The organism is Brucella sp., from assembly GCF_032066345.1.
GTDB classification, from domain to species: Bacteria; Pseudomonadota; Alphaproteobacteria; order Rhizobiales; family Rhizobiaceae; genus Brucella; species Brucella pseudogrignonensis.
Window position 1 is genome coordinate 12,046 of sequence record NZ_DAMBKZ010000009.1, and the last position, 24,879, is coordinate 36,924.

Sequence of the window (24,879 nt, forward strand, 5' to 3'; positions counted from 1 at the left end):
CATTTTTAGGTGCAGAAATGAAAGCCATTTATTTTACCGGTCATGGGATCGCGGCGCTTGCCCAGCTCCCTGACCCAGAGCTCAAGCCCGGACATGCCTTGATTGACGTCAAGGCTTCAGGTCTGTGCCACACCGATATCGACGTGTTGCATGGCCGTTATGGATCAAGCGCGTTTCCGCTTGTGCCGGGGCATGAATATGCAGGTGTGGTGATTGCGGTCGCGGAAGACGTGACCAATGTGAAGCCGGGCGATCGGGTGGCCGTCGACCCGAATATTCCCTGCGGTCACTGTCGGCCTTGCCGCAAGGGACTGACCAATCTATGTGCTGAGCTGAAAGCCTATGGCGTCACCCATAATGGGGGCTTTGCCGATAAAAGCCTTGTGCATGCGCAGCATCTTCACCCGATTGGCAACTTGCCATTTGATGTCGCGGCCCTTGCTGAGCCGCTGGCCTGCGTTCTCAACGGGCTTGGCGCGGCGGGGTTGAAAACGGGTCCGCAAGGCTCTGAAACGGCACTGGTTTTCGGGGCAGGACCAATCGGTCTGCTGCTTGCGCTGTCGCTCAAAGCGCAAGGCGTTGAAAAAGTCGCTGTGGCGGACATTAACGAACATCGTCTGGCTTTTAGTGAAAGCCTTGGCCTTGAGCCGGTTGTGTCAGGCTCCGCTGAACTTGACGCCCGCAAGAAGAGCTTTGATTTTGTGGCTGACGCGACGGGCATTGCGAAAGTCGCGGAAGGCATGGTCAGCTTTACGGCCGATGGTGGTACGGTGCTGGTGTTTGGCGTCTGCGCGCCCGATGCGCGTATCTCGGTGGCGCCATTTGAAATCTTCCGGCGTCAGATCCGTGTTGCTGGTTCGCATTCGCTTAATCGCAATATTCCGCAGGCGCTTGAAATCCTTCAAAAGGACAAAGGTGAAATGGCGCGCCTCATTTCACATCGCCTTCCGATTGAGGAAATGCTGCCTTTCTTCACAAAACAGGGTGGTGATCCTGCGACGATGAAGGTTCAGTTTTTTGCGGATTGAAAGCACTGATTTTTAAGATTGGTGTCAGAAGGGTGCGGCCTAGCTGTGCCCTTCCTGGTTTTCAGGGCCATAAATAATCTCTTCACAGAGGTTGATAACTGATAGTGCGATCTGTAACCGATCCCACCCGGCATTTTCGGCCTCATCAACCAATTTTTGAAAGGCTGGTTCAAGCGCGAAGTCGCATTCGAACCGATACTTGCTTTCACCCATTGCGGTTGTCGGTGCATTGATCGGACGCACCATTCAAGATTTCCTCGCATAGATCGATTGCATTGCGAACCAGTTCCTTCAGTTAATTCCAACGCGCCGTAAAAATGTGCTTTCTGGCACGCTCCAGTACATTAAAATAACAGGCTTCTCATTCCTAACCGGATCGCTCGAGCCAATGTTTGCCTGTGCCTGATGTTTCTTCATATTCAAACATTACCGGGTTTATACAAAGTCTATATGAAGTTCTGCTCATATTATCTATCAGGCAAATGACGTATTTCCGCCCTTCCTAAAAAAAAGGGCCAGATACGAGATCTGGCCCTGAAAATGCGATGATCAACGTTGTGCGACAGGTCGAACCAACGGTGTGACACGTCGGATCGTGACGCGTCTGTTTTCCTGTTCCGCTGCCTGGGTGCGGATTTTCAGAAAGCGCTCGCCATAACCTTGTGTGACCAGATTTTCTGCCGGGATGTCGTAAACCTCGGTCAGGAGGTTTGCGACCGATTCCGCGCGCCGATCTGAGAGAACCAGGTTGGAACGATCAGAGCCGACAGCATCTGTATGGCCTTCAATGAAGAAGGTTTCGCCAGGATCCTTGGCCAAGACCTTTTGCATGGCATTGGCGACCTTTCGCAGTGTCTTGGCCTGTGACAAGGACACCTCGGCACTGCCGGTGGCGAAATGGATCGTATCGAGATCGATGCGGCGCACTTTATCCCGCAGGCGTGCGGAGTGCCGCACCTCATCGATGGTATAGACGCGTTCAACACGCTCCACAGGTGGCATTGCCAAAAAGTCGTAGAAGTCGCGCTCCGGATCCTGCGCCACATCGATAATGTAGTCGTTGACCGGAATTGTCAGTCGCATCGGAGGCAGATCATAGCCGACGTCGAAGATTGCCGCACGCGGGCTATCGTCATACTCAGGCGCATAAATCATCAGATATTCATTTCCATCGCGGTCAATGCGAGAGCGCTGCAGGATATCGCCATAACGGTCATAAACCGTTACGATTTCATGCCCGCCAGGGCGCACAATCGTCTCGCGCAAGCGCCCACGGGGCAGCTCATCATAATAGGTGTTCTCAGCATTGCGGCGCAGGCGAGGACGATCGTCGCCACGCACAAAGATGCGATCGCCGGCATCCAGAATGACCCGGTTATCGATCTGCTCGATGATCTTCACATTCGTCACGTTGTCGTTGATAGTCGTGTTGTTGACTGTCGTGTTGTTGATGACAGTGTTGTTAACGACCGTGTTATTGACGATGTTTGTCGTCTCAGGAACCATGAAAGCCGGCGCGTCTTTGACGCGTGTGCCTTCCTCTTTGAGGTTTGCCTCAACTTTTTGCGGTAGTGCGGCCTTCAGATTATCTGGAATTTCGACCTGAGCTGCAGCGTCATCAACTGGGGGCGGCAGCTTCTGCTCCTCTGTCGCACGCTGCTGCTCCCGCAATTTGCGGCGCTCTTCCCGCGATTGTTTACCGCCGAAATTGTCAGCATCTTTGTCGCTATCGAGAATGGCAGCCCCGTTTTCGACCGGCAGCACGACGGTCTCGTCCGTGCTGGCTGGATCGCGAGCAATCTGCTCCTTGAGTTCCGGCGTGCGTTCGTCGATGATTTCAGAAGGCGGATTCTGTGCGGCATTTTCCGGCGGCACAACTTGCGGCTTCTCACCTTCAGGTTGCTCTTGCGGCTTGGCGCCGCTATCGGTGTCGGGGCTTGCCGGAGCGCCCGTATCTGCGGGCGCCTGAGGATTGTCGGGCAGTGCAGGCGCGTCAGATTGTTGTGGCGGCGCGGCGGGTTGTTCGGGATCCGGCTCAGGGGCTTGTGGCTGTTGTGGCTGTTGTGGCTGCTGCGCTGCGGGTGGCTGCGGATCGGCCTGCGGCGCCTGTTCCTGCGGTGGCGGCGCGGGTTGCGCATTGTCCTGCGAGGGTGCGGGTTCTGTCGCTTCGCGTGCCTTTCTTTTGGCTTCGTCCTCTATCGTCTTTTGCTGCTCAATGCTCGGCTGCTGTTCTGCCGCTTCGCGACGAGCCTTCTCCTCGGCCTGTCTTTGCTCTTCAGCCTGACGCTGCGCTTGCTCATCAGCGGCTTTTTGTTGCTGCTCGGCTTCACGTTTTGCTTGTTCTTCCGCCACTTTTTGTTGCTCGGCGGCCTGCCGGGCCGCATCCTCAGCCTGCTTGCGACGAGCTTCCTCTTCGATGGCATTTTGTTCGTCTGCCGCGCGTTGCTGCTCTGCGGCTTCACGCTGCGCTTGTTCAGCAGCGCGCTGCTGTTCCTGCGCCTGTCGGTCCGCTTCTTGCTGTGCTGCGCGCTGTTGTTCTTCAGCGTTGCGTCGGGTTTCTTCGTCTGCCGCGCGTTGCTGCTCGGCAGCCTCCCGTTGCGCCTCTTCGGCTGCCCGCTGCATTTCTTCGGCCTGCTGCTGCCTGAGCGCTTCCGCGTCGGAATCTTGCTCACCGCTCTCTTGCGCAAGCAGAATGACTGGCTCGCTCAGCCGTTGTGCGTTGACTGGCTGCATCATCACGGATGCAGAGAGTGCTGGCAGAACAACGGTTGCGAGAAGCTTGGAACGAATTTTCATAATCCCTCTCCTTAAGGACGGCAGTCGCAGCTTTGGCCAACAGGGCGGTGGCGCATATCGGACCGGCTGCGCTGTTGCATGGCATTGCTTGAGCGCAAAATCCGGCGAGATCACGACTTCGTTAGCGAAAAGACGATGAATGGGAGCTGAATAAGTGTGAAAGTGCCGCGCTCAGCAAGACCGGAGAAGGCGACAGGGCGCGAATGCTCAATATTACAGCAAATCTATTCTGCTTTACGCTTCTGTCTGCAGGCAATATGAATGTGGCGGCTGCGGTGCTGCATGGAGCGAGAGCGGACGCCTTGTTGTCGAGTGGCAGGAGCGGTAACGGAATGCGAGGCAAGAGCAAGGGGGCAGGGTGGACGCAAAATCTGTTTATTTAACCGTCACGATGATCATCCTTGCCAATGGCGGGATGCTCAGTGCGATCAACCGCGATTTTCCTGTCTCGCTGCGACCGGCTGCGATGAACTGGATGTGGGCAACGCTTGTCGTTGCTGCGGGCTGCGTGACCTTTGCAGTGGGCGGCTGGCTGCCCCGTACCCTGTCGGTGCTGGTCGCCAATAGTTGTCTTTTTGCAGGGCTCTGCCTTTATTACCGGGCGATCAGAACATTCCAGAATCTCGGCGGCAATCTGTTTCCATGGCTGATCTTTGGTCTTGGCATGACAGTTTTCCTGTATTTTCTGGTGATTGTTCCAGACACGCTGGCGCGGATTGTGGTGGTTTCGGTTGTCTGGATCTGGCTGATGGCAGCCAGTATTCGGCTGCTTGCCGACAAGCGCCACCGTGATGGATCGCGCAGCCGTATCATGCTGATCTCGCTTTACTGCGCTGCGTTGATTTTAACCGCGCTCAGGGCGCTGTTCTATATAGCGACAGAGGCTGGAGCGCAGCTCGACATTGCTGATAACAGCAACTGGATGAATACCATCACCCCGGTATTTCTGGCTATCCTGCCGATTATCGGCACCACGGCCTTTATCCTGATGTGTACCGATCAGGTGCGTCGCCGCTGGGAACGGGTGGCCTCAAAGGATTATCTCACCGGACTGCCCAATCGTCGAACATTGAACGATGTAGGGACGGACCGATTTGAAAGGGTCAGGCATTTGCAGGTGCCGCATGTGGTGGCGGTCCTTGATATTGATGACTTCAAGCGGATCAATGACAATCATGGCCATGAGGTCGGCGATCAGGTGCTCAAGCATGTTGCGGCCTGTCTGCAGACGAGCATGCAGGCCGATGATTTTGTCGCCCGTTCGGGCGGCGAGGAATTTGTCATCATCTTTGGTGAGCGCAACAGCGCACTGCCGCTGATCGCCACCGAAGCCATCCGTCGGACGATCGCGGAAAGCCCTTTCATGGTCGATGAGGAGCCATTGCGGGTGACAGTATCGATCGGCGTTGCTCAAAAGAGGGCGACCTCATCGAGCTTCGAGAGCCTACTGCGCAAGGCGGATCGGGCGCTTTATCAAGCCAAATCGAACGGCAAGAACCGGGTGGAGATTGCCGCGCAGTCGTCCGAGACTAAGCCAGGATCTGTGTGACGGAACGGGTGGCCGAAATCATCATCGGCACAAATTGCCGGACGAGGGTGTCTTCATTGTAGCGCAGATTGGAGGCAGCAAGGACGGCGGCGGCTGTCGTGTATCCGTCCGGCAGATAGATGGGTGCGGCCAGCGCAATGTCGTTGGTATAGACCTGTTCCTCGGCGATGGCGAAACCGCGCTGTCTTGTCTCTGCGATGCGCCGCCAGATCTTTTCGCGATCAAAAACGGTTTTAGGCGTATAGGCACGCAGGTCACTGCGCGCAAGAATATCGTGAATTCTGGCATCCTCCAGTCCGGCGAGAAAGACCAGACCGGCTGCCGAACAATAGGCGGGAAGCCTGCTGCCGACAATGACGTCATTGTCGAGCGTATTGGCCGAGAGATAGCGGGCGAGATAGATGATATCGGTATCGTCAAGCAGCGTGAGCGAGATGGTTTCGCCGGTGCTGCGGTTGAGATGAAGCAGATAGGGATGTGCCCTTTGCACCAGCAGGCTTGAACGGGTGTAGCGATAGGCCATGTTGAGAGACTTGGCCGCAAGCTCATAGGTCTTGCTGCCAGGGACTTTTTGCAAATAGCCAAGCGCAAGCAAGGTATGGGCGAAGCGCTGCGCGGCCGAGCGATCGATTCCTGCGCGTTGCGCGAGTTGCGTCAGTGTCTGGCGCGGATGCAGGGGGTCGAACGCTTCCAGAACGCGGAAAGCTTTTTCGACCGCCCGGACCATCATCGGGTCATCATGCTCGTCTTCGTTCAGTCCCATACATGCCTGTCCTCTGGCTGCGATGGCATTGCCGATACCACTCTCACGTCAATCTTTTACTCTGTGTTCTTGAAGAGCGAAGAGACTTTTTTGACGTCTCCACAATCAAAAGCTGCAGGAAGCGCGGATCAGGAAGATGCCGCACTGCGGCACCTTCTTTGGCGGTGTTAGAAACGGATACCTTGCAGCGTCGTGACATCCATCCCCGCATCTTTGAAACCTTCCAGAAGCAGCGGCACAATGGTTTGCTTGCTGCGGTTCTCGTCGGCCCATGTCTGCAGGAATTGCTGGATGCGCCCGTCCTCGTCCTTACGGGTGGCGGCGGAGACCGGGATGCCGTGAACGGGTTCTGGCAATGTGTAGCTTGAGAACGCGCCGCGCGCGCTTTCGAAGGTCTTCATGCAGATCGGAAGTTCCTGCAGCATGTAGTCAGCGCGACCCGATTGAACGGCCATGATGGCCTCGCTCATCTCCTTCAGGCTCATGATCTTGGCCTCAGGCATGTCTTTCTTGATGAAGGCGGTCTGTGCGGCGCCGGTCACCATCGCAAAGGTGACATTGGGAGAATTATACTCGGCCCATGTTTTCATCGGCTCCTTGCCCTTGGCACCGATCACGCAGTCGGACATCTGCCAGACCGGGCCAGCCATCGCCAGCGCCTTCTTGCGCTCTTCGGTTGCTGTCATGCCGGGGAAAATGTCGAGACGACCCGATTGCAGGTCGAGCACAATGCTCTGCCAGGTCACTTCACGCCATTTCAGCTTGAGATCCTTGCCCATTGCCTTGCCCAGATCGGCTGCCATTTGACGACAGACCCGCGGACCATAGCCAGCATATTCGAGTTCGCCACCGACATGGAAGGAGGTTGGCGGATAGTTTCTAACGCCGCCGCACACCACTTCGCCGGTCCGCTCGATCTTGTCCCATACGGATTCAGCGCTCGCCGGTGCGGCGATTGTGATGCCGACGAAGCCCAAAAGCGCTGCGGTGAGTGTTTTCAACATTGTGTTCATTCCCTTCAACTGCCCTTCTGTGGAGGGCTTGATCTGACCAGAGCCACCTTGTGGTCATTGCGTCTTCCGCGACAAGAGAAAAATCATTTCAAAGCGCTTCTTCTCGGCAAAACAGCGATAAAAATAAAAAAAAGATCATAAAAGATCGCTATGCGATTGAGAATGATCGCATGGCGATTAAAAAGATACTTTTGTGTAAAAAAACTTGGTGCTTATATCGAATCAGGCTAGCTCCCAGAAAAAGGCTGCCTGATCCGGATTCGGTGCCGCCGCAATAATGGGAGTGCATTCGGATGTATCAATTTGACTGGTCCGTTATTCAGGACGGACAATTGTGGCTCAATGCGATCGGTGTGACGGTCGCCTACGCAGCTGTCACCTCCTTGGCTGGTCTGTTGATCGGCGTGTTTCTGGGGCTGGCTCTGGTAGCACGGGTTCCGGTACTGACCTTGATCATTAACGCCTATATCCATCTGTTTCGTTGCACGCCGCTCTTGGTTCAGATTGTCTGGTTCTTTTACGCGCTGCCAATGCTGACCGGTTATACCTTGCCGGACTGGTTTGCAGCCGGTCTCGGCTTGACCTTGTATATGGCGGCATTTTCAGCGGAGATATTTCGAGCTGGCGTCATTTCCATCGACCGCGGCCAGTGGGAAGCCTCAACGGTACTTGGTTTTTCCTATGTCACCAAGATGCGCCACATCATTCTGCCGCAAGCAACACGGCGGATGATCCCGCCGATTGTCAGTCAGACCATTTTGCAGCTTAAAAACACCTCGCTTCTCTCTGTGGTGGCGGTGCCGGATCTCATGTATGCGGCTGGCAGCCTGACGATGGAAACCTACCGGCCGCTGGAAGTTTACACCTTTGCGGCGCTGCTCTATCTGGCGATCCTCACACCTGTGACGCTGATAGCGAACCGTTTCGAAATCAAACATTAAAGGCGGCAGCGATGATCAGAGTTCAGAATCTGCGCAAGACATTTGGCACACATGAGGTGCTACGCGGCATCGACCTTGTCGTGGAGCGCGGCGATGTCGCCGTGCTCATCGGCCCGTCGGGCTGCGGGAAATCAACCCTGCTTCGTTGTCTTGATCTGCTTGAACAACCGACGGAGGGCCTGATCGAGGTGGCCGGGAACCGCCTTGAATTCAATCCCAAGAGCAAATATCCGGAGCGGGTGAAAGCGCGTTTCCGCATGAAGACGGGGATGGTGTTTCAAGGCTTCAATCTTTTTCCCCATATGACTGTGCTGCAGAACGTCATGTCAGGCCCTTTGCTCAATAAACTCAAGAGCAAGGACGAGGCGCGCGACCTGGCACTGAAACTGCTCAAGCGGGTGGGATTGTCAGACAAGGTTGATCTTTATCCGCGCCAGATTTCGGGTGGTCAGGCGCAGCGTGTGGCGATCGCTCGTGCTCTGGCACTGGAGCCGGAAGTGATGCTTTTTGACGAGCCGACATCAGCGCTCGATCCAGAACTGGTCGGCGAGGTTCTCGACGTGATGCAGGGGCTGGCTGCGGAGGGAACCACGATGATTGTGGTGACCCATGAGATGAGCTTCGCCCGCAATGTCGCATCCAAGGTCATTTTCATGGAGGCCGGGCATGTTGTGGAAACCGGCGCACCTGACCGGGTGCTCAAGCATCCCGAAACCGAACGTCTCAAGAGTTTCCTTTCCAAGGTTGAACATTAATCACCTGACCAGACACTGGATCATCGACAATGAAGCATTTCGATCTAAAGGGCATGTTTCCTGCCATTCCGACACCATTGACCGAAGACGGTGCGCTTGATGTTGCGGCGCTTCAAACCCTCATCGAGGCCAATATCGCAGGTGGCGCCAAGGGCCTGGCACCGGTCGGAGGCACCGGAGAGTTTACCGCGCTTTCGATGCAGACCCGGATCGCGATGGTCCGCGAAACGGTACGGCTCGTCAAGGGTCGTGTTCCGGTCGTTGCCGGCGTTGTTTCTCCCGGCTGGGCCGAAGCTGTCGACCATGGGCGCGCGTTCAAGGAGGCAGGTGCCGATGCGCTGCTGCTGGTGACGCCGTTTTACGTGATACCGAGCCAGCAGGGTGTCATCGATTATTTTCGCGCCTACCGCAGCACGGTTGATTTGCCGCTTGTCTATTATGACGTTCCGGCGCGCACCAGCTTTGTCACAGCCGTCGATACGCTAAAGACCCTGGGTGAGGATGGCACCATTATCGGTGCCAAGATCTGCAATACGGATGCCTATTACTTCCAGCGTCTGTCGGCGGCAATCGGCGATCGTATTGCGCTGCTGTCTGGCGACGACATGATGTATGTGATCCATATCATGCATGGGGCAACGGGTGGTATTCTGGCCAGCGCACCGATGTTGCCGGCCTATTGGACGCAGATCCACGATACACTTGCCTCAGGCAGGCTTGCTGAGGGGATCGCACTGCATCAAAAACTTCTGCCGACTTTTGCGGCGCTGTTCAATGAGGTCAATCCTGGCCCGCTCAAAACCATGATGGGGCTTTTGGGACTGCCTGTTGGCCCGGTGTCATTGCCGTTGAAGGCGCCGAGTGCGGCGACACAGCAACTCATTGATGAGGCCATTGAGGGTTTGCGGGCCCAGGAGATCGCATAGATTATGGCAGGCGGGGCGCAATTTCTTGATTTTGCAGAGGCGCGGGAACAGGCAAAACGCTTTCTTCCCCGCGCTTTGTTTGAATATATTGATCGAGGAACGGAAGCGGAAACAGCCTTGAGAGCGCTGCATCATGGCTTTGCCACCCGTCGGATCGTACCCCGCGTTTTACGCCCGGTCTCGGCCCCGGATCTCTCGGCGCAATACTTGAGCGCTACGCACAAATGTCCGTTTGTGATTGCGCCGACAGCGCTCGCTGGAATGGTGCGCCATGATGGCGAAGTGTTGATGGCGCGTGCGGCTCAGCAGGCAGCGCTGCCCTTTGTCGTGGCAACGCAATCATCGACAAGTATCGAACAGATCTCGGCAAATGCTCCTGACAGTGAACTGTGGTTTCAGCTCTATGTTTGGCAGGACCGTTCCGAAACGTGGAAACTCCTGGAACGCGCCAGAGCCTGTGGTGTTGAGACATTGGTCCTGACTGTGGATACGCCGGCCTCGCCGAAAAAAATTCATAACCGCCGCAATGGTTTTGGCGTTCCACTGCAGCCTTCGATGACGCTTGCCCTCGACCTCATGCTGCATCCGCGTTGGACATTGGGTGTCATGGGACGCTATGGGATGCGCAACGGATTTCCATCCTATGCACATTATCCTGGCGATGTTGCAAAGGCGGTTACCAGTTCCATTCGTGATCCACGTTTCGCACTCGACATGGTTCTTGATCAGGGCTTTCTCAAGGAACTTCGTCAGCGCTGGCCACACAAACTGCTCATCAAGGGAGTGCTTTCCGCGACCGATGCAGTCGAGATTTTCGATTTGGGCTGCGATGGCGTGGTGGTATCGGCGCATGGCGGTCGAAACCTTGATAGTGCTGTTCGACCGCTGGATGTATTGCCACGGATACGGGAGGCGGTAGGCCCAGACAAGACGCTTTTTGCCGATAGCGGTGTGAGGCGTGGTTCGGACGCAGCGAAACTTTTGGCTGCGGGCGCTGACGCTATCTTCCTCGGGCGTGCGCCGCTTTATGGATTGGCGGCGAGCGGTGTTGAGGGTGTTGTCGAGATGATTGAGCAGTTCAGGGAAGAATTGCGCCTGTTTCTGGGCTTTGCAGGTGCTGAGGATATTTCCACACTCCGCCAGGCGGAGTGGATCAACGAGCGTGCGTTAAGGCAAGTGTGAAACGCCCAAGTGGAAAAACCGGTCCACGGGACGGATTTCTGACCCTGCTTGGATCAGACAAAAACGCGCTTTATCTAAAACGCCCCCATTTTTCTTGAGAGTTCACAGGGAAGAAAATGCTGTCCAAGCCAAGCTCCAACGATGTTTTCTTGAACGACCTTATTCAGGCGATCGGAAGCCAATATGTGCTGACAGAGGCTCATGACAAAGAACCGTACCTGACTGACTGGCGTGGTTATGAAAAAGGAGAAGCACTGGCAGTTGTTTTGCCTGCCAGCACCCAACAGGTCTCAGACTTGATGAAGCTTTCCGCGAAACACGCCTGCAAGATTGTTCCTCAGGGGGGAAATACCGGGCTCTGTCAGGGCGCGGTGCCGTCGGGGTCAGAGCCTACAATTGTCATGGCTTTGCGTCGCTTGGTTACGATCCGCGAGATCGACAAAGCGTCAAATATCATTGTCGCCGATGCCGGTTTGACGCTGACGGCGGCTCATGACGCCGTTGCAGCCTTAGACCGCCGCATTCCATTGCATCTGGGCAGTGAGGGCAGCGCTCAATTGGGCGGTCTTGCCTCCACCAACGCAGGGGGAACCAGCGCGCTTCGCTATGGCCCCATTCGTGATCTTATTTGCGGCATTGAAGTCGTGTTGCCGGATGGTCGCATTTTGAGTGATCTGAAGGCGCTTCGCAAAAACAACACGGGCTATGATCTGAAAAACCTGTTCATTGGTGCCGAAGGGACTCTGGGTATTATCACCGCGACGGCGTTGCGTTTGCAGCCGATGTTGCGTTCTTCGGGTCATGCCTGGATCGCACTTCCCGATCTCGACGCTGCTGTGACCCTGTTGATGGGTCTGCAGGACCGCTTTGATACGGCGGTACAGGCGGCAGAGCTTTTGTCAGGCAATCAGGTTGATCTGGTTCTTCAGCATATTCCTCGTGCAAGGCATCCGCTGGAAAGCCGCCCGGAATGGTCGTTGCTGGTGGAGCTCGGCAGTGCAGACCCAACAGCCCAGTTGCATCAAGCACTCGAAGAGTGGTTATCTGAGCAGTTCGAAGCTGGACTGGTTGTCGATGCCTTCATCGCACAGAGCCAGGCCCAGGCTGAAGACATCTGGCATTTAAGGCATTCCGTTTCGGAAGCCAATAAGCTGCATGGGCATAGTCTCTCGCATGATATCGCGGTTCGGACGACGCTTGTTCCTGATCTGATTAAGCGGGCGAGTGCAGCGGTGCATGAAATCCATCCCCAGGCAGAGATTCTCATTGTGTCGCATATCGGGGATGGAAACATTCATTTCATTGCGCATTTCACCCATCATCAGTGGTCCTGCATTGAGGATGACGCTGCGGTCACCACAGAGATTATGAAGCGCGTCCATGATGTCGTCGATGAACTCAATGGTACGTTTTCGGCAGAACACGGGATTGGTCGAAAACTCGTCAAAGAACTCGCGACCCGCTCGGACCCGGTTCGGATGGCTTTGATGCAATCTCTTCGCGAACTTATTGATCCTGATCGGCAAATGAACCCTGGAAGCGTACTTGCAATCGAGCCCTAGCTTCAACGGGCAGGGTGGTACTAAAACGCCAAACATTATCGGGATAGTCTGTTCTCAGCATCGATTAGGACAAGGCGGGAAGGGGCTGATGAGCCCCACCGCCACAATACGACATTGAGATCATCCAAGCCCGCGCCTTTAGCAAAGCTCCGCACCAACAAGCCGTTATAGCCTGCAGCGATGAGGCGCCGCGCGAAAATTTGCGATGTCGCCTCTCCCTTCAAACGCATTTGTTCGCGCCAGCCATGGTTGCTGAGCAATGACGCATCCAGTCCCATTTTCTGTAATGCAGATTCATCGCGGCAATCGAATAGAGTATCGATTTCTGCCTCATAGGCGACGAGTGTTGCGGGTTGCAGGCTGCCAACCTGGTTAGCTTCACGAAGCGCGGTCATTATACTGACAGAGGAATAAAGCGCAGGAATCCCTTTTGGGTTGAAACGGCCTCCAAAAAGCGCGGCGCCGCGCCCGGAAAGAGGGTCGCGCGCAAAAACTGGATTTAATGCCCGATAGAGTTTGTCACGATAAACAAGCGACACGGTTAGGCATGAACTCCGGCATCAACGGCATCGATATAGTCGAGAACCTCACTTGCTCTTCCGGTGAGAACCAATTGCATAGCCGTTTGGCCAGAAAACCCGGCCAATGGTTCGGAACGATACCAGGCGTAAGCCATGAGTGCCGAACCGAAACGTGGTTCGACCTTGTTCAGGATTTCTACCATTTCCCGCAGTCGTTTTTGTGTTTTGTCGGATTGCACGCGGTCTTTGCGTTGCACGGCATCGCGACCCAAACCTGCGGAGCGTGCGACTTCATCACTTGTCGTACGCAGCGCATCTGCGATTTTGCGCGGTGCAAACAGACCATTGTCTGAATATTGTGCGAGTCCCATATATAGACCTCTTGAAACAAAGCCATTTATTTTGACGCAATATAACGTCATTTTAGGTGGCATTCAAGGGATCCGGCCATGTCCGGTGTTAGATTTGGAAGCTAACTGAGCTCACGATCAATATCACGGCGTAAAACGATCGCTGTTGTGAGGTCCTCAACGATAGCGTGGCCTGCAATCAGATCGCGCACCCGATTAAGACCGTCGATCGAGCCGGTTTCAAGTTCGACGATAAGGTCAAGCTGACCGCTCACCGACGATACGCGTCGCACCTCTGGATGACGGGCCAGGATATCGAGCAATTCATGGGCTGGCGTTCGGCGCAGGTTGATCAACAATGCCGCTCGAATGACATTGGCATCGATCTCACCGATATCCGCCCGGTATCCTCTGATGACGCCGCTTCGCTCGAGATTGGTGACGCGTTCGCTCGTGGCGCTTCGCGACAATCCAATCCGCCCAGCCAGCGTTTTCAGCGCGATACGCGCTTCCTTTGACAGGATTGCCAGTATTTCACGATCTTTCGCATCAAGTTCACGCATCATCTTCCTGTTCGTCACCGGACATATGCCGGTTCATTCCGACAATGTGCCGGTTATCCCGACAGGATACTTGATGCCCGAAAATCCTTTGCATGCCAAGCTGCCCACAGGAAATGTAACCTGGAAAAATATTGGCTATGACTGATCTCTCTCACCCCGCACCTCAGTTTTCAGCGATTGACGCAGAACAACTGGCGAAAGACGTTTTTGGCGTTGATGCAACGGCCTCTCAACTCGACAGCGAGCGTGATTGTAATTTTCGTCTCAAAACCGGCACGGATGCTGACTGGATACTGAAAATCGTCAATGCCAGTGAACCAAAGCTGGAAAGCGAGTTCCAGACGGCGCTGCTTCATCACCTCTCTGCAGCGCATTCCCGTCTCGCCGTTCCTCGTCTTAAGCCAAGTGCTTCAGGAGATGTGCTGGCCTTGACAACCGGCAAAAGTGGCGAAAAACATGCTCTGCGCCTTGTGGGCTGGTTGCCGGGAACCCCGCTGGCCGAAGTCAACAGAACGTTTGGACTGATGCGCAATCTGGGGCGTTCGCTTGGCGAGCTCGACCAGGCGCTTCAGGGATTCATCCATGTGGGTGCATTGCGTGATCTCGATTGGGATTTGCGCCATGCAGGCCGCGCGCGCGACCGTCTGCACCATATTAACGATGCGGATAAGAAGGCATTGCTTGAGCGGTTCATCACGCGCTTTGAGAATTTTGTCGCTCCCAAGCTTGCTGGGTTGCGTGCCCAGGTCATTCACAATGATGCCAATGATTGGAATGTTCTTGTCGATAACGACAATCATGAAAAGATCGCCGGTCTGATCGATTTTGGTGATGCGGTTCATACGGTTTTGATCGCAGAGGTCGCAATAGCCTGCGCTTATGCGGCCCTTGATACGCAAGATCCAATTGGCGCGGCTGCAGCTCTGGCTGAAGGGTTTCATGAGCGCTATCCGCTCCAGGCCGAAGAAATCGACCTTCTCTTCGATCTGATGGCCATGCGCCTTGTCACAAGTGTGACCGTCTCTGCATCACGCCGCGAAAAGACAGATGACAATCCATATCTTGCGATCAGCGAAGCACCAGCGTGGCGTCTTCTGGAAAAGATGGATGCGATGAACCCGCGCTTTGCTACGGCGATTCTTCGTAAGGCGTGCGGCTTTGATGCAATCGATGGAGCAGGGGCCATCCGCAAGTGGGTGTCGGATAATGCGAAAACATTCGCTCCTATCGTTCGCCCTGCGCCGGCCACGTTGAAAAAGGCGATCGTGCCCTATGGTGATGCTTCGCATTTCATGACGGTGGCCTCGGCGGAGCAACGCGCAACAGAAGCGACGCAATGGTGGGACGATTTTTGTGCGCAAAATGATATTGAGCTCGGAATAGGTTCCTGGGGTGAGAAGCGAACGGTCTATACCGACAAGGCATTTCAATCTCGGTTCATTGAAGGACAGCGCCGTATTCATCATCTCGGTGTCGATTTGTTCATGCCAGCAGGAACACCGCTCTACACGCCACTGGCGGCAACTGTTGCAAGTGTTGAAATCGAGCATGAGCCGCTTGGTTATGGCGGTCTGGTCAAGCTCGAGCATCACCCTGAAAACTGCCCGCCATTCGTGACGCTCTGGGGACATATGGCCCATGAGGCACTCGGCAGGCTGAAGACGGGCCAGAAGCTGCAACCCGGTGACCTTGTTGGCCATATGGGTGATATTGATGAGAATGGCGGATGGACCCCGCATCTGCATTTTGAGATGACCACAGATGTGAATTTGACCGCAACTGAAATCCTCGGTGTTGGCGAGGCAGCATATCTTAAGGTGTGGGCTGATTTATTTCCGGATGTTGCGGATCTGGCTGGCATTCCACCAGAAACTTTTGCTCAAGAGGGGAGAAGCCGCGGCGAAATCATCGAAAGGCGCAAGGACGTATTGCTGCCAAATCTTTCGATCTCTTATTCCGAGCCGATCAAGTTCGTACGTGGAGACGGTGCCTGGCTGATCGATGACCGGGGACGCGCTTATCTCGATTGCTTCAACAATGTCTGCCACATCGGACATGCTCATCCAGAGGTGGTTGATGCTATTGCCCGTCAGGCGGGTCTTCTGAATACCAATACCCGATACTTGCATGACAACATCGTCGAATATGCCGAGCGGCTGACCGCCACATTGCCTGAGGGGCTGACTGTTGCATCCTTCGCGTGCTCAGGAAGTGAGGCCAACAGTCTGGCTTTGCGGATGGCGCGCAATCATACCGGTCGCAATGAAGCCATCGTCCTTGACTGGGCTTATCACGGCACCACGCAGGAACTCATTGACCTTAGCCCCTACAAGTATAAGCGCAAGGGTGGCAAGGGGCGACCCGAGCATGTGTATGAAGGCAGGATTCCTGATAGCTATCGTGCTCCGCAAGATTGGCCTTTCGAGGATCATGGCAAAAGATTTGCTGAGGATATTGCCGAGAAAATTGATAGCATGCGCCACCAAGGAAAAGCCCCTTCTTTCTTTCTGGCAGAATCCATTCCAAGTGTTGCCGGTCAGGTGTTCCTGCCAGAAGGCTATCTGAAACAGGTCTACGCAATGGTGCGTGCTGCGGGCGGTGTTTGCATCGCTGATGAAGTGCAGGTCGGCTTCGGTCGCGTTGGCAGTCATTGGTGGGCATTCGAGCTGCAGGATGTCGTGCCTGATATTGTCACGATGGGCAAGCCGATCGGCAATGGTCATCCAATGTCGGCCGTGGTGACCACGCGGGAAATCGCGGACAGTTTCAACAATGGCATGGAATATTTCAACACATTTGGCGGCAATCCGGTGTCCTGTGCCGCGGGTCTTGCAGTCCTCAATGTCATCGAGCGTGATGGATTGCGTGAAAACGCACTGGACGTCGGCAACTATCTGATCGATGGCTTTCGCAAAATGCAAAACCGTTTTGAAATTATCGGCGATGTGCGTGGGCAGGGTCTGTTTCTGGGTATTGAGCTGGTCACGGATCGCAAGACCAAGACGCCTGCGACTGATTTAGCGCGGCGCATCAATGATGGAGCACGCCAGCGCGGTATTCTGATGGGCACGGAAGGCCCTTATGACAACGTGCTGAAAATGCGGCCGTCGATGGTGTTCAGCCGCCAGAATGCTGACCATCTGCTTGATGTGCTAAACGACAGTTTTGTATCTGCACTGAAATAGACGCAGCAAGGCTTGTCTGACCAAAGGCCCTCACCGCCTGGCTTGTGCAGGAGCGGTGAGGGCTCTTTTGTGTTTGGAGCGACGCACACGGCTTTGCGTGAAGCGCCTCCGCCCGCATGGCGGTGTGAATTTGCTGCCCTGCGGAGCGCCGACAATATGCCGGTAGATTCCGGCAATGTGTCGGGCCCGCAGACATATTGCAGGATGCTTGCAAACGGAGGCTGTGCCAAGCTCATTCTCGAAGGTTAATGGCAAACCATAACCCCAAAACAAAAAGACAAATCCAGAGGAAACTCAAAATCATGCGTTCCAAGTTCAATAGCCTTTTTGCTGTCGCCGCCTTAGCAATCGCGGTCGGATTTTCGAGTGCTCCCGCCCAGGCGGACGAGCTGGCAAAGCTCAAGACCGCCGGTGAAATGCGGATTGCAATGAGTGGCCAGTATCCGCCATTCAGCTTCACCAATGAACACAATGAGGTGGTTGGTTTTGATGCATCGATCGGCTCGGAAATCGCCAAGCGGATGGGGCTGAAGGCCAACATCGTCACGACCCCTTTCGACGGGATCATCGCCGGGCTGCTGGCCAAAAAATATGATGCGGTCGTAGCATCTATGACCATCACACCGGAACGCGAGAAGGCCGTGGATTTTGTGGGGCCCTACTATCATGCGGGACGCACGATCGTTGTCAAGGAAAGCTCCTCCATTCAGAAACTGGAGGATCTCAATGGCAAGACTGTTGGCGTCACCATGGGTGACGCCCATGAGAAATGGGCCAAGGCGCAAGGGGATTTGAGTGTGCGGACCTATAAGGGCCTGCCTGAAATGCTCATTGATCTGGATGCAGGCCGGCTGGATGCCTTGGTCATGGACAGCATTCCGGTGATGATTGCGGTCAAGGAGACCGGGCAGAAAGTCCGTATTCTTGATACGCCTGACATCGAAGGGGGTCGGGTGGCGCTTGGTATCGCAATCCGCAAGAACAACCCCGAACTCAAAGCGGAAATGCAAAAGACCCTGGAAGCCATGCTGGCTGATGGCGGCTACGAAAAAATTTCAATGGAATGGATCGGCAGCGACATCCGCTGATTGGATTACAGTCCGGCCCGAAGCAGTTCGGGCCGGTTCCCTTGACGTTTCGGAGTATGCTTATGGATCTTGCTTTGATGCAGCGGGTCCTCCCGTTCTTTCTGGAGGCTGCGTGGGTCACCGTGCAGATTTCTGTCCTTGCGCTTGCGCTGGGCTTTGCCATCGCCACCGTGCTTGTCCTGGCGCGCTTGTCAAACAGCGCATTGCTGCGCCTGTTATCAGGGGCTTATATTAGCGTATTTCGCGGCACGCCCTGTCTGGTTCAATTATTTGTTCTGTATTTTGGCGGCCCGCAGATCGGGCTGGAGCTTGAACCCTATGCCGCCGGCGTGATTGGGCTTGGATTGAACATCGGCGCTTACATGGCGGAATCCATTCGTGGTGCTATTGCCGGCGTTGACAGGGGGCAAGCCGAAGCGGCCCGATCGATTGGTTTTGACCGCGGCCGGACGCTCAGGCTGATCATTCTGCCGCAGGCAGCCCGACTGATGATCCGTCCCCTCGGCGTCAATGCAGTGGCTTTGGTTAAAGGATCGGCCCTGGTGTCTACGATTTCGGTGGTCGAGCTCACCTATACTGCGCAACGCTTCATCAGTTCCACCTATAAGCCATTCGAGATATTTGCGGTTGCGGCGGTTCTCTACATGATCATTGTTTATGTTGTCGTCACGATCGTTGATCTGCTCGACAAGCGCTTCGCGCCGCGTTGAGAGGCAACTTCATGCCAGCACTTGATTTTAGTATTGTCGCCCCCTATGCCGATATCCTTCTCACCGGACTTGGCTGGACCCTGGTTCTCGCGGTCGCCTCCAGTGTTCTTAGTTTTGTCTTTGGCATCCTGTTTGCACTGATTGTTCTTTATGCGCCCGCGCTGCTCGCAATTCCGGTCCGCTTCTTCATGTGGCTGTTCATGGGAACGCCGCTGCTGTTGCAGCTTTATCTGATCTATTATGGTCTTGTGCAGATCGGCATTGATATTCCTGCGCTGTTTGCAGGCATCATCGGACTGAGCCTGCATTTCGCCGTCTATAATGCTGATGTTCTGCGTGCAGGGATTGTGTCGGTCGATCCGGGACAGACCGAAGGCGCGCGCTCAATTGGGCTTAGTCGGGGTCAGGCGTTACGCTATGTAATCATCCCGCAGGCCATCCGCAACACGATCCCCCCCATTGGCAACAACATGATCGTGCTGCTCAAGGATACTTCTCTCGTTTCCATTATCGGCATTGCCGAGCTCGTACACAGTGCGCAGATCGCGATCAGCGAGACATACAGTCCGTTCGAATTCTATCTGACTGCGGCTGTGCTTTACTACATCGCCAATCTTGTCATGGAGGCGATGCTGCGACGTATTGAAAGAAAAGTGGAGGTGACGCGATGAGCGCATCCTTAGCAATGGTTGAAGTCAAGGCCGCGCGCAAAGCCTATGGCGCGCTCGAAGTCCTCAAAGGGATCGATCTGTCGGTGACGCGTGGCCAGATTATTGCGATCATCGGTCCGAGTGGCTCCGGCAAAAGCACCTTGTTGCGATCGATCAATCACCTTGAGACGCTGAATGGCGGAGAGGTCTGGCTCGACGGTACGCAGGTCAACCAGCCCCTCAAGGGGCAGGCTTTTGAAAAGCACATCAATGCGGTGCGCCAGCAGATGGGAATGGTGTTTCAGCACTTCAACCTGTTTCCGCATCTCACTGTGATGGACAATATTACGCTCGGTCCGATCAGGCTGAAAAACATGCGCAAGGCGGAGGCGCGTGCGCTGGCACTGGAATTGTTGGAGAAAGTCGGCCTCGCAAGCAAGGCGGATGTCTATCCGTCGCGTCTTTCCGGCGGCCAGAAGCAGCGTGTGGCGATTGCCAGAGCGCTTGCGATGCAGCCCAAGGTGATGTTGTTTGATGAAGCGACATCGGCGCTTGATCCGGAACTGGTCGATGAGGTCAATCTGGTGATGAAACAGCTGGCGGCGGAACATATGACCATGTTGATCGTCACCCACGAGATGCGGTTTGCAGGCGAGGTGGCCGATCGGATCCTGTTCATGGATGGTGGAGTGGTGGTTGAAGAAGGGGCTCCCAGTGCATTGTTGCGCAATCCGCAGCAGGAGCGCACACGCAGTTTCCTCAAAAACTATCTGTCGCAATGACGGTGTCGCCGCGGGAACGTTCGGGCGCTGGCGGATTGGTATCCGCCCTCGCTGTGGGAGCCCGCTTGTGAAGCGGCGGCTTCTGCTTTTTTACTCTTACGCCTGCGCTTGCGGCATTCAGCCAAGTAAATTCTAGGTTTAGCCCTGCGTTCGGCTGGATTTTCCAGAACCTAGGATTCTTTGCTCTGCCGAGCTGGCTGATCAGGCCGGAATCGTATCGCGAGATCGTTGATTGGCTGACGCCGAACACGGCATCGTGAAGTTGTTTGATGAAGGTTTCGAGCGGGCTGCCCCTGTTTCCTCCAAGGGAAACTTTCAAGCAGTTTTGGACTAAAGCAGATGGCCCAACAATGGACTGAATGATCAAGGTCGACGCCAAGTCCGCAATCATTTCCTTCAGATTGCGAAGGCTGATGGTCGATGACGAGGGCCGCCCTTTAAAGCGTTGGGCAGGTGACCCTTGATTGCTTTAGCGCTCATAGCGAGTAGCCTGCTCGCAGCCGCTGATTACACAGTCAGCATGCCCTTTCAACACAGTTTCGCCCTGGCATCATGACGGTGAGCATCGGTGGCATCTATTTCATCTCATTACGCGCAAAAGAGCGCGGAAGGTGAACATGAAACGATCGGCGCATGTAAAACGCGAAGGACTTGAGCCTGTGCAGTCCAGGTCTTGTTTTCTAGCCTGGCAATGATTCCAGGCAGTTGCGTTCAGTATGACTGAAAGCGCCGTCATTTGGCACCGCCGGTTAAAGGGTGGATAGAGGGCGATTCAGATTTTATAATCGGGTGGTGTAGGCTGGCCCTTGGCAATCAGTGGCAGGAAGGCGTTTAGTGTGACTGTTGACGCGGAACGGAATGAATTAGCCTCCCGCTACCATCGCTTTGCAGTTCGTGAGGCTTGCGGGCGTTCTCCGCTATACGAGCACCTCGCCATGAGCATATCGGAAGACGCAGAGGTCCTTGGCCTGATCTCGGCCTTGCCTCAACCAAAGCAGCAGCCCAACCTACTTCTTGCCGTTTACCGACACCTCTTCGGTGTTCCGTCGAATTACAGCGAGTTCAAGCGCGTTTTGCTGAAGCGCTTTGATGCGGTTCGCTCGATCATTCTCAGGCGCTCGACGCAGACCAACGAACCGGGACGCTGCGCTTTGCTTCTGCCGGTTTTAGCGAAGCTACCGCAGCCTCTGGCGCTTTTGGAGGTTGGCGCGTCTGCTGGGCTTTGCCTCTTTCCGGATCGCTACGGATATGAATATCCCTCACGGAGTCTTCGGCCCTGGGGGGAAGACAATTCGTATCCCGTGTTCCCATGCAAGGCTGCCGCAAATATTCAACTTCCTGAAACGCTGCCGCAGATCGTTTGGCGGGCCGGGCTCGATCTGAATCCGCTTGACGCTGGCGATAAAGACGAGGCTGCCTGGCTCGAAACACTTATTTGGCCCGAACAGGTAGAGCGCCGTCACCGGCTTCGTCTGGCACTCGGTATTGTGGCAGCGGAGCGGCCGACGATCGTAAAGGGTGATCTGCTGGGACCTGAATTCGCAGCCCTTTGCCTTCAAGCTCCGCAGGATGCCACGCTGGTTGTCTTCCATACCGCCGTTCTCGCCTACGTTTCATACAACGGCGACCGGATGGGATTTGCCGACCAGGTTTCCGCGCTATCAGATATATGGATCTGCAATGAGGCACCGGGCGTTATGCCGCATTTTGGCTTTTCCTCAGCTGACGCCCCCTCGCCAGGTGCGTTCTTGCTGTCGGTGAATAATCAACCGACGGCATGGACCGACCCGCACGGTGCTTGGATTGAGACGATTACGACTGCGAAATCGATCTCCGAAGGGGCTGTCCGCCGTGATTGACGAGGGAATGACCCTCTGAGCTGCCTTTTGGGATCGCGTCGCCCCCTGCCACTGGAGCGTAAAACACTGACAGACTGAGCCGCTCTGTGCAAATCTGTAATCGTAAGTTGAAGCGAAGGGAGAGTTGTGCCGACGAACCTATCGCTCGCTCCTTCCATGAGGGACGAATTGGGGCTCAGGCCAGAACGGGGCGCTGCTCGGACGCACGTGACCGTGGGCGCGATCTGATCCAAAATGATCAGATGCGTAACGACAGATTGCAGCGATGCAGCGCTTTGTCGTCTCAATCGATCAGGCCAAATGCGTTCTCGATCGCTCATTCCGGGAACCAATTGATAAACCCTACTACTATTGCACGATCTCCGATGCTAACAACTGTCAAGGTTCATCAGTTGTGAATATGATATGGCTCTGAAATCGGCGACCCTTAAAGATGTGGCGGCACTGGCGAATGTGTCGCGTGCCACTGCTGCCCGTGCACTCAACAGTTACGGCTATGTTGGTGATGAAACCGCGCAGAAAGTTCACGCTGCTGCGGAGAAACTTGGATATAGAGGCAACCGACTTGCTCAGGCTCTGCGCAACGGGCAGTTGCCAATTATTGGCTGCGTTCTTGGCGATATACAAAATCCGTTCTTTGCAAAGATTGCCCATGATGTCGAAGTGCTGGCGCGAGAAGAAGGACATAATCTCATCATTGCGAGCAGTGAAGAACAGCTGGATCAGGAGAAATCACTGCTCGCCAGTTTGCAGTCTTTAAGCATTCGCGGCTTCATCATAGCGCCGACATCAGCCGAAGACAGTTCGCATCTGCAACGTCTGATCGATGAACATGTACCGCTGGTTTTGATTGACCGCGCAGCGCAGGGAATTGAGTGCGACAGTGTTGTTGTCGACAATGAAGGTGGTGCGCGCAAGGCCATCGAATATCTGATCGAAATGGGGCATCGAGACATTGCGCTTTTGCAGGACGATGCGCGCATATTTACCTCACGCGAGCGTTTGAATGGCTACAGGACTGCGTTGCTCGCCCATGATATCGAACCCAATGAAAAATTGATCTGTGTCGCGCAGTCGACGGTTGAGCATGCTGTGGATGCAACCATCCGCCTTTTCAGTCAAAAAAGGCCGCCAACGGCTCTTTTTACTGTCGATAGCTTGATGACGCAGGGGGCGCTGTTAGCATTCCGCTCGATGGGAATATCGATTCCCCACGATGTGTCCCTGATCGGTTTTGATGATTTCAATCTGGCAACTTTTACCGATCCACAGATCACTGTCGTTGCTCAACCAGTGTCGGAAATAGGCCGCGCTGCGGGCCGACTTTTGCTTGAGAAAATAGCAGGAAAGAAACGCCCCCCAGAGAAAATCAGCTTTGAAACCAAGCTGATAGTCCGAGGTTCTGTTCGCCGTCGTTGAACCGACGAGACGTGCAGTTTTGCCTGCAAAAAAAAATCCTAAAGCCTACTTGCCATCAGAAAATTCCTGTGCGCTAAATAGTTGTGAGATCGATCTCACATTGTCGCAACGAGTTTCAGGCGCAAAACCGGTTCGGGCTTTTCTCGCGGTTTCAACGGCGCAAACGGGAAGGTAGTAATGCTCAACTTCGATAAAGACCGCTTTGTGAAAATTCAGGGCGGCGCGGTCGCGATTGCAGAAGATGTACGCGCTCTGATGCGCAGGCTGCTTGACGACGGCCTGGAGCGCATTTTCTTCATGGGGACGGGCGGCGTACAGTTTCTGACCCAGCCGGCAATCGAGATCGCCCGCAACGCAACTGTCTTTCCGGTTCAGGCGGCATTTTCTGCTCAGGTTGTTTTGGAATCGCCCGCTGGGCTGGACGACAAGGCACTTGTGATCCTTCCGTCCCTCTCCGGGACGACCAAGGAAAGTGTGCAGCTTCTGTCATTCCTGAAGAACAAGGGTGTCAAAACGCTATCGCTTACCGGACACAAGGATACGCCACTTGGCCTTGATGCCGACTACAACTTCACCAATTTTGCGGAGGACGACACATCCTCGGAATCCTTTTACCTGCAGACCCTGTTGATCGTGCTTGCATTGCTGGCTGAACGCGGCGAGTTTCCAGACTTCGACGAAATTGTCTCCGAGTTGAAGCAACTCCCGGAACTTCTGGTTTCGGTTAAGGAGAACTTTGAAAAAGGCGCAGCAGCACTCGCGCAGCAGATCAAGGACGAGAAATATCACATTTTTACCGGCGCCGGCACCGCTTGGCCCGAGGCTCACTATTACGGCATGTGCATTCTTGAAGAAATGCAATGGATCCGTACCCGCCCAGTTCATGCATCCGATTTCTTCCACGGTACGCTCGAACTGGTTGAGCCAGGGGTCAGCCTGTTCATCTTCAAGGGAGAGGATGCATGCCGTCCATTGACGGAGCGGGTTGAACACTTCGCAAAGCGCTACACAGATAAGGTTCATATTCTGGATGCCGCTTCGGCCAGTCTCCCCGGCATCTCCGAAAGGACACGCAGCCTGATCTCTCCAATCATCTTGGCGACCATGCTGGAGCGTTTGAGTGCGCATCTGGAAGTTTTGCGCGACCACCCGCTGACCACAAGGCGCTACTACAAGCGCGTCGAGTACTAACAGCTTTCCCCGGTCCGGCTCTGCCGGATCGGGCTTCCGCATTCTG

General features: G+C 54.9%; 23 protein-coding genes. 15 read left to right on the plus strand and 8 right to left on the minus strand.

Annotated elements, in window-relative coordinates; translation table 11 throughout:
- The first annotated feature begins 17 nt into the window (after positions 1-17).
- Positions 18-1,028: a zinc-dependent alcohol dehydrogenase family protein gene (locus RT142_RS12770; RefSeq protein WP_113159498.1), complete on the plus strand. Its 1,011-nt coding sequence runs from the start codon at positions 18-20 to the stop codon at positions 1,026-1,028.
- 39 nt (positions 1,029-1,067) lie between these two features.
- Here the strand turns inward: RT142_RS12770 and RT142_RS12775 are convergent, their stop codons facing one another.
- Positions 1,068-1,274 carry a hypothetical protein gene (locus tag RT142_RS12775; RefSeq protein ID WP_007881103.1) on the minus strand — a complete coding sequence of 69 codons (207 nt, stop codon included), beginning with the start codon at positions 1,272-1,274 and terminating at the stop codon, positions 1,068-1,070.
- Between the two features lie 303 nt (positions 1,275-1,577).
- Positions 1,578-3,824 (minus strand): OmpA family protein, encoded by a 2,247-nt coding sequence (locus RT142_RS12780; RefSeq protein ID WP_313029015.1) that lies wholly within the window; start codon positions 3,822-3,824, stop codon positions 1,578-1,580.
- Positions 3,825-4,182: 358 nt separating this feature from the next.
- On the opposite strand from RT142_RS12780, the gene RT142_RS12785 reads away from it, so the two are divergent.
- Positions 4,183-5,373, plus strand: a complete 1,191-nt coding sequence (locus tag RT142_RS12785; protein WP_162733867.1) for a GGDEF domain-containing protein — start codon at positions 4,183-4,185, stop codon at positions 5,371-5,373.
- Here RT142_RS12785 and RT142_RS12790 read toward each other — a convergent pair.
- Both RT142_RS12790 and RT142_RS12795 read right to left on the minus strand, forming a co-directional pair.
- Complete coding sequence (locus RT142_RS12790; RefSeq protein WP_112805324.1) at positions 5,354-6,136, minus strand: IclR family transcriptional regulator; 783 nt, start codon at positions 6,134-6,136, stop codon at positions 5,354-5,356. The two genes, RT142_RS12785 and RT142_RS12790, sit on opposite strands and share 20 nt — an antisense overlap.
- 167 nt (positions 6,137-6,303) lie before the next feature.
- The gene (locus RT142_RS12795) at positions 6,304-7,140 is read right to left on the minus strand and encodes a transporter substrate-binding domain-containing protein (protein WP_162699540.1); all 837 of its coding nucleotides are present in this window, start codon (positions 7,138-7,140) and stop codon (positions 6,304-6,306) included.
- A 302-nt stretch (positions 7,141-7,442) separates the two neighbouring features.
- On the opposite strand from RT142_RS12795, the gene RT142_RS12800 reads away from it, so the two are divergent.
- From RT142_RS12800 to RT142_RS12820, 5 genes are all read left to right on the plus strand, one after another.
- Positions 7,443-8,090, plus strand: a complete 648-nt coding sequence (locus RT142_RS12800) for an amino acid ABC transporter permease (RefSeq protein ID WP_112805329.1) — start codon at positions 7,443-7,445, stop codon at positions 8,088-8,090.
- Positions 8,091-8,101: 11 nt separating this feature from the next.
- Positions 8,102-8,845 carry an amino acid ABC transporter ATP-binding protein gene (locus tag RT142_RS12805; RefSeq protein ID WP_112805332.1) on the plus strand — a complete coding sequence of 248 codons (744 nt, stop codon included), beginning with the start codon at positions 8,102-8,104 and terminating at the stop codon, positions 8,843-8,845.
- A gap of 29 nt (positions 8,846-8,874) precedes the next feature.
- Positions 8,875-9,771: a dihydrodipicolinate synthase family protein gene (locus RT142_RS12810; protein ID WP_112805334.1), complete on the plus strand. Its 897-nt coding sequence runs from the start codon at positions 8,875-8,877 to the stop codon at positions 9,769-9,771.
- Positions 9,772-9,774: 3 nt separating this feature from the next.
- A complete protein-coding gene (locus RT142_RS12815; RefSeq protein WP_112805336.1) occupies positions 9,775-10,953 on the plus strand; it encodes an alpha-hydroxy acid oxidase in 1,179 nt (392 codons plus the stop codon).
- A 116-nt stretch (positions 10,954-11,069) separates the two neighbouring features.
- A complete protein-coding gene (locus RT142_RS12820; protein ID WP_313029025.1) occupies positions 11,070-12,515 on the plus strand; it encodes an FAD-binding oxidoreductase in 1,446 nt (481 codons plus the stop codon).
- A gap of 35 nt (positions 12,516-12,550) precedes the next feature.
- Here the strand turns inward: RT142_RS12820 and RT142_RS12825 are convergent, their stop codons facing one another.
- From RT142_RS12825 to RT142_RS12835, 3 genes are all read right to left on the minus strand, one after another.
- A complete protein-coding gene (locus RT142_RS12825; RefSeq protein ID WP_112805340.1) occupies positions 12,551-13,054 on the minus strand; it encodes an RES family NAD+ phosphorylase in 504 nt (167 codons plus the stop codon).
- A gap of 2 nt (positions 13,055-13,056) precedes the next feature.
- On the minus strand, positions 13,057-13,407 hold the full coding sequence (locus RT142_RS12830; protein ID WP_112805342.1) for an MbcA/ParS/Xre antitoxin family protein: 351 nt from the start codon (positions 13,405-13,407) through the stop codon (positions 13,057-13,059).
- A gap of 101 nt (positions 13,408-13,508) precedes the next feature.
- The gene (locus tag RT142_RS12835) at positions 13,509-13,949 is read right to left on the minus strand and encodes an Lrp/AsnC family transcriptional regulator (RefSeq protein ID WP_007881075.1); all 441 of its coding nucleotides are present in this window, start codon (positions 13,947-13,949) and stop codon (positions 13,509-13,511) included.
- 137 nt (positions 13,950-14,086) lie between these two features.
- Here RT142_RS12835 and RT142_RS12840 point away from each other — a divergent pair, with 137 nt between their 5' ends.
- The 5 genes from RT142_RS12840 (at position 14,087) to RT142_RS12860 (ending at position 20,364) form a co-directional block, all read left to right on the plus strand.
- Positions 14,087-17,134, plus strand: coding sequence for an aminotransferase class III-fold pyridoxal phosphate-dependent enzyme (locus RT142_RS12840; protein WP_112805344.1), 3,048 nt, complete (start codon positions 14,087-14,089; stop codon positions 17,132-17,134).
- 302 nt (positions 17,135-17,436) lie between these two features.
- Positions 17,437-18,222: an ABC transporter substrate-binding protein gene (locus RT142_RS12845; protein WP_112805348.1), complete on the plus strand. Its 786-nt coding sequence runs from the start codon at positions 17,437-17,439 to the stop codon at positions 18,220-18,222.
- A 62-nt stretch (positions 18,223-18,284) separates the two neighbouring features.
- Positions 18,285-18,932 carry an amino acid ABC transporter permease gene (locus RT142_RS12850; RefSeq protein WP_112805351.1) on the plus strand — a complete coding sequence of 216 codons (648 nt, stop codon included), beginning with the start codon at positions 18,285-18,287 and terminating at the stop codon, positions 18,930-18,932.
- 11 nt (positions 18,933-18,943) lie between these two features.
- Positions 18,944-19,603, plus strand: a complete 660-nt coding sequence (locus tag RT142_RS12855) for an amino acid ABC transporter permease (protein WP_112805353.1) — start codon at positions 18,944-18,946, stop codon at positions 19,601-19,603.
- Positions 19,600-20,364, plus strand: coding sequence for an amino acid ABC transporter ATP-binding protein (locus tag RT142_RS12860; protein ID WP_039861149.1), 765 nt, complete (start codon positions 19,600-19,602; stop codon positions 20,362-20,364). Before RT142_RS12855 ends, RT142_RS12860 begins: the two co-directional genes overlap by 4 nt.
- Here the strand turns inward: RT142_RS12860 and RT142_RS12865 are convergent.
- Positions 20,342-20,731 (minus strand): hypothetical protein, encoded by a 390-nt coding sequence (locus tag RT142_RS12865; protein ID WP_151562328.1) that lies wholly within the window; start codon positions 20,729-20,731, stop codon positions 20,342-20,344. The two genes, RT142_RS12860 and RT142_RS12865, sit on opposite strands and share 23 nt — an antisense overlap.
- 469 nt (positions 20,732-21,200) lie before the next feature.
- Between RT142_RS12865 and RT142_RS12870 the strand changes: the two genes are divergently transcribed.
- The 3 genes from RT142_RS12870 to RT142_RS12880 all read left to right on the plus strand — a co-directional run bounded on the left by RT142_RS12870 (position 21,201) and on the right by RT142_RS12880 (position 24,833).
- Entirely contained in the window at positions 21,201-22,223 is a 1,023-nt protein-coding gene (locus tag RT142_RS12870; RefSeq protein WP_112805357.1) for a DUF2332 domain-containing protein, read from the plus strand.
- Positions 22,224-22,628: 405 nt separating this feature from the next.
- Positions 22,629-23,642: a LacI family DNA-binding transcriptional regulator gene (locus RT142_RS12875; protein ID WP_064323160.1), complete on the plus strand. Its 1,014-nt coding sequence runs from the start codon at positions 22,629-22,631 to the stop codon at positions 23,640-23,642.
- Between the two features lie 177 nt (positions 23,643-23,819).
- Complete coding sequence (locus tag RT142_RS12880; protein ID WP_094544043.1) at positions 23,820-24,833, plus strand: SIS domain-containing protein; 1,014 nt, start codon at positions 23,820-23,822, stop codon at positions 24,831-24,833.
- The last annotated feature ends 46 nt before the right edge of the window (positions 24,834-24,879 follow it).

What these genes read in the sequence shown, in the direction of transcription:
- RT142_RS12780 (WP_313029015.1), bottom strand. Translation starts at nt 3,824, where the DNA reads ATGAAAATTCGTTCCAAGCTTCTCGCAACCGTTGTTCTGCCAGCACTC.
- RT142_RS12835 (WP_007881075.1), bottom strand. Translation starts at nt 13,949, where the DNA reads ATGCGTGAACTTGATGCGAAAGATCGTGAAATACTGGCAATCCTGTCA.
- RT142_RS12880 (WP_094544043.1), top strand. Translation starts at nt 23,820, where the DNA reads ATGCTCAACTTCGATAAAGACCGCTTTGTGAAAATTCAGGGCGGCGCG.
- RT142_RS12790 (WP_112805324.1), bottom strand. Translation starts at nt 6,136, where the DNA reads ATGGGACTGAACGAAGACGAGCATGATGACCCGATGATGGTCCGGGCG.
- RT142_RS12820 (WP_313029025.1), top strand. Translation starts at nt 11,070, where the DNA reads ATGCTGTCCAAGCCAAGCTCCAACGATGTTTTCTTGAACGACCTTATT.
- RT142_RS12845 (WP_112805348.1), top strand. Translation starts at nt 17,437, where the DNA reads ATGCGTTCCAAGTTCAATAGCCTTTTTGCTGTCGCCGCCTTAGCAATC.
- RT142_RS12775 (WP_007881103.1), bottom strand. Translation starts at nt 1,274, where the DNA reads ATGGTGCGTCCGATCAATGCACCGACAACCGCAATGGGTGAAAGCAAG.
- RT142_RS12805 (WP_112805332.1), top strand. Translation starts at nt 8,102, where the DNA reads ATGATCAGAGTTCAGAATCTGCGCAAGACATTTGGCACACATGAGGTG.
- RT142_RS12850 (WP_112805351.1), top strand. Translation starts at nt 18,285, where the DNA reads ATGGATCTTGCTTTGATGCAGCGGGTCCTCCCGTTCTTTCTGGAGGCT.
- RT142_RS12795 (WP_162699540.1), bottom strand. Translation starts at nt 7,140, where the DNA reads ATGTTGAAAACACTCACCGCAGCGCTTTTGGGCTTCGTCGGCATCACA.
- RT142_RS12770 (WP_113159498.1), top strand. Translation starts at nt 18, where the DNA reads ATGAAAGCCATTTATTTTACCGGTCATGGGATCGCGGCGCTTGCCCAG.
- RT142_RS12855 (WP_112805353.1), top strand. Translation starts at nt 18,944, where the DNA reads ATGCCAGCACTTGATTTTAGTATTGTCGCCCCCTATGCCGATATCCTT.
- RT142_RS12815 (WP_112805336.1), top strand. Translation starts at nt 9,775, where the DNA reads ATGGCAGGCGGGGCGCAATTTCTTGATTTTGCAGAGGCGCGGGAACAG.
- RT142_RS12860 (WP_039861149.1), top strand. Translation starts at nt 19,600, where the DNA reads ATGAGCGCATCCTTAGCAATGGTTGAAGTCAAGGCCGCGCGCAAAGCC.
- RT142_RS12810 (WP_112805334.1), top strand. Translation starts at nt 8,875, where the DNA reads ATGAAGCATTTCGATCTAAAGGGCATGTTTCCTGCCATTCCGACACCA.
- RT142_RS12800 (WP_112805329.1), top strand. Translation starts at nt 7,443, where the DNA reads ATGTATCAATTTGACTGGTCCGTTATTCAGGACGGACAATTGTGGCTC.
- RT142_RS12840 (WP_112805344.1), top strand. Translation starts at nt 14,087, where the DNA reads ATGACTGATCTCTCTCACCCCGCACCTCAGTTTTCAGCGATTGACGCA.
- RT142_RS12875 (WP_064323160.1), top strand. Translation starts at nt 22,629, where the DNA reads ATGGCTCTGAAATCGGCGACCCTTAAAGATGTGGCGGCACTGGCGAAT.
- RT142_RS12830 (WP_112805342.1), bottom strand. Translation starts at nt 13,407, where the DNA reads ATGGGACTCGCACAATATTCAGACAATGGTCTGTTTGCACCGCGCAAA.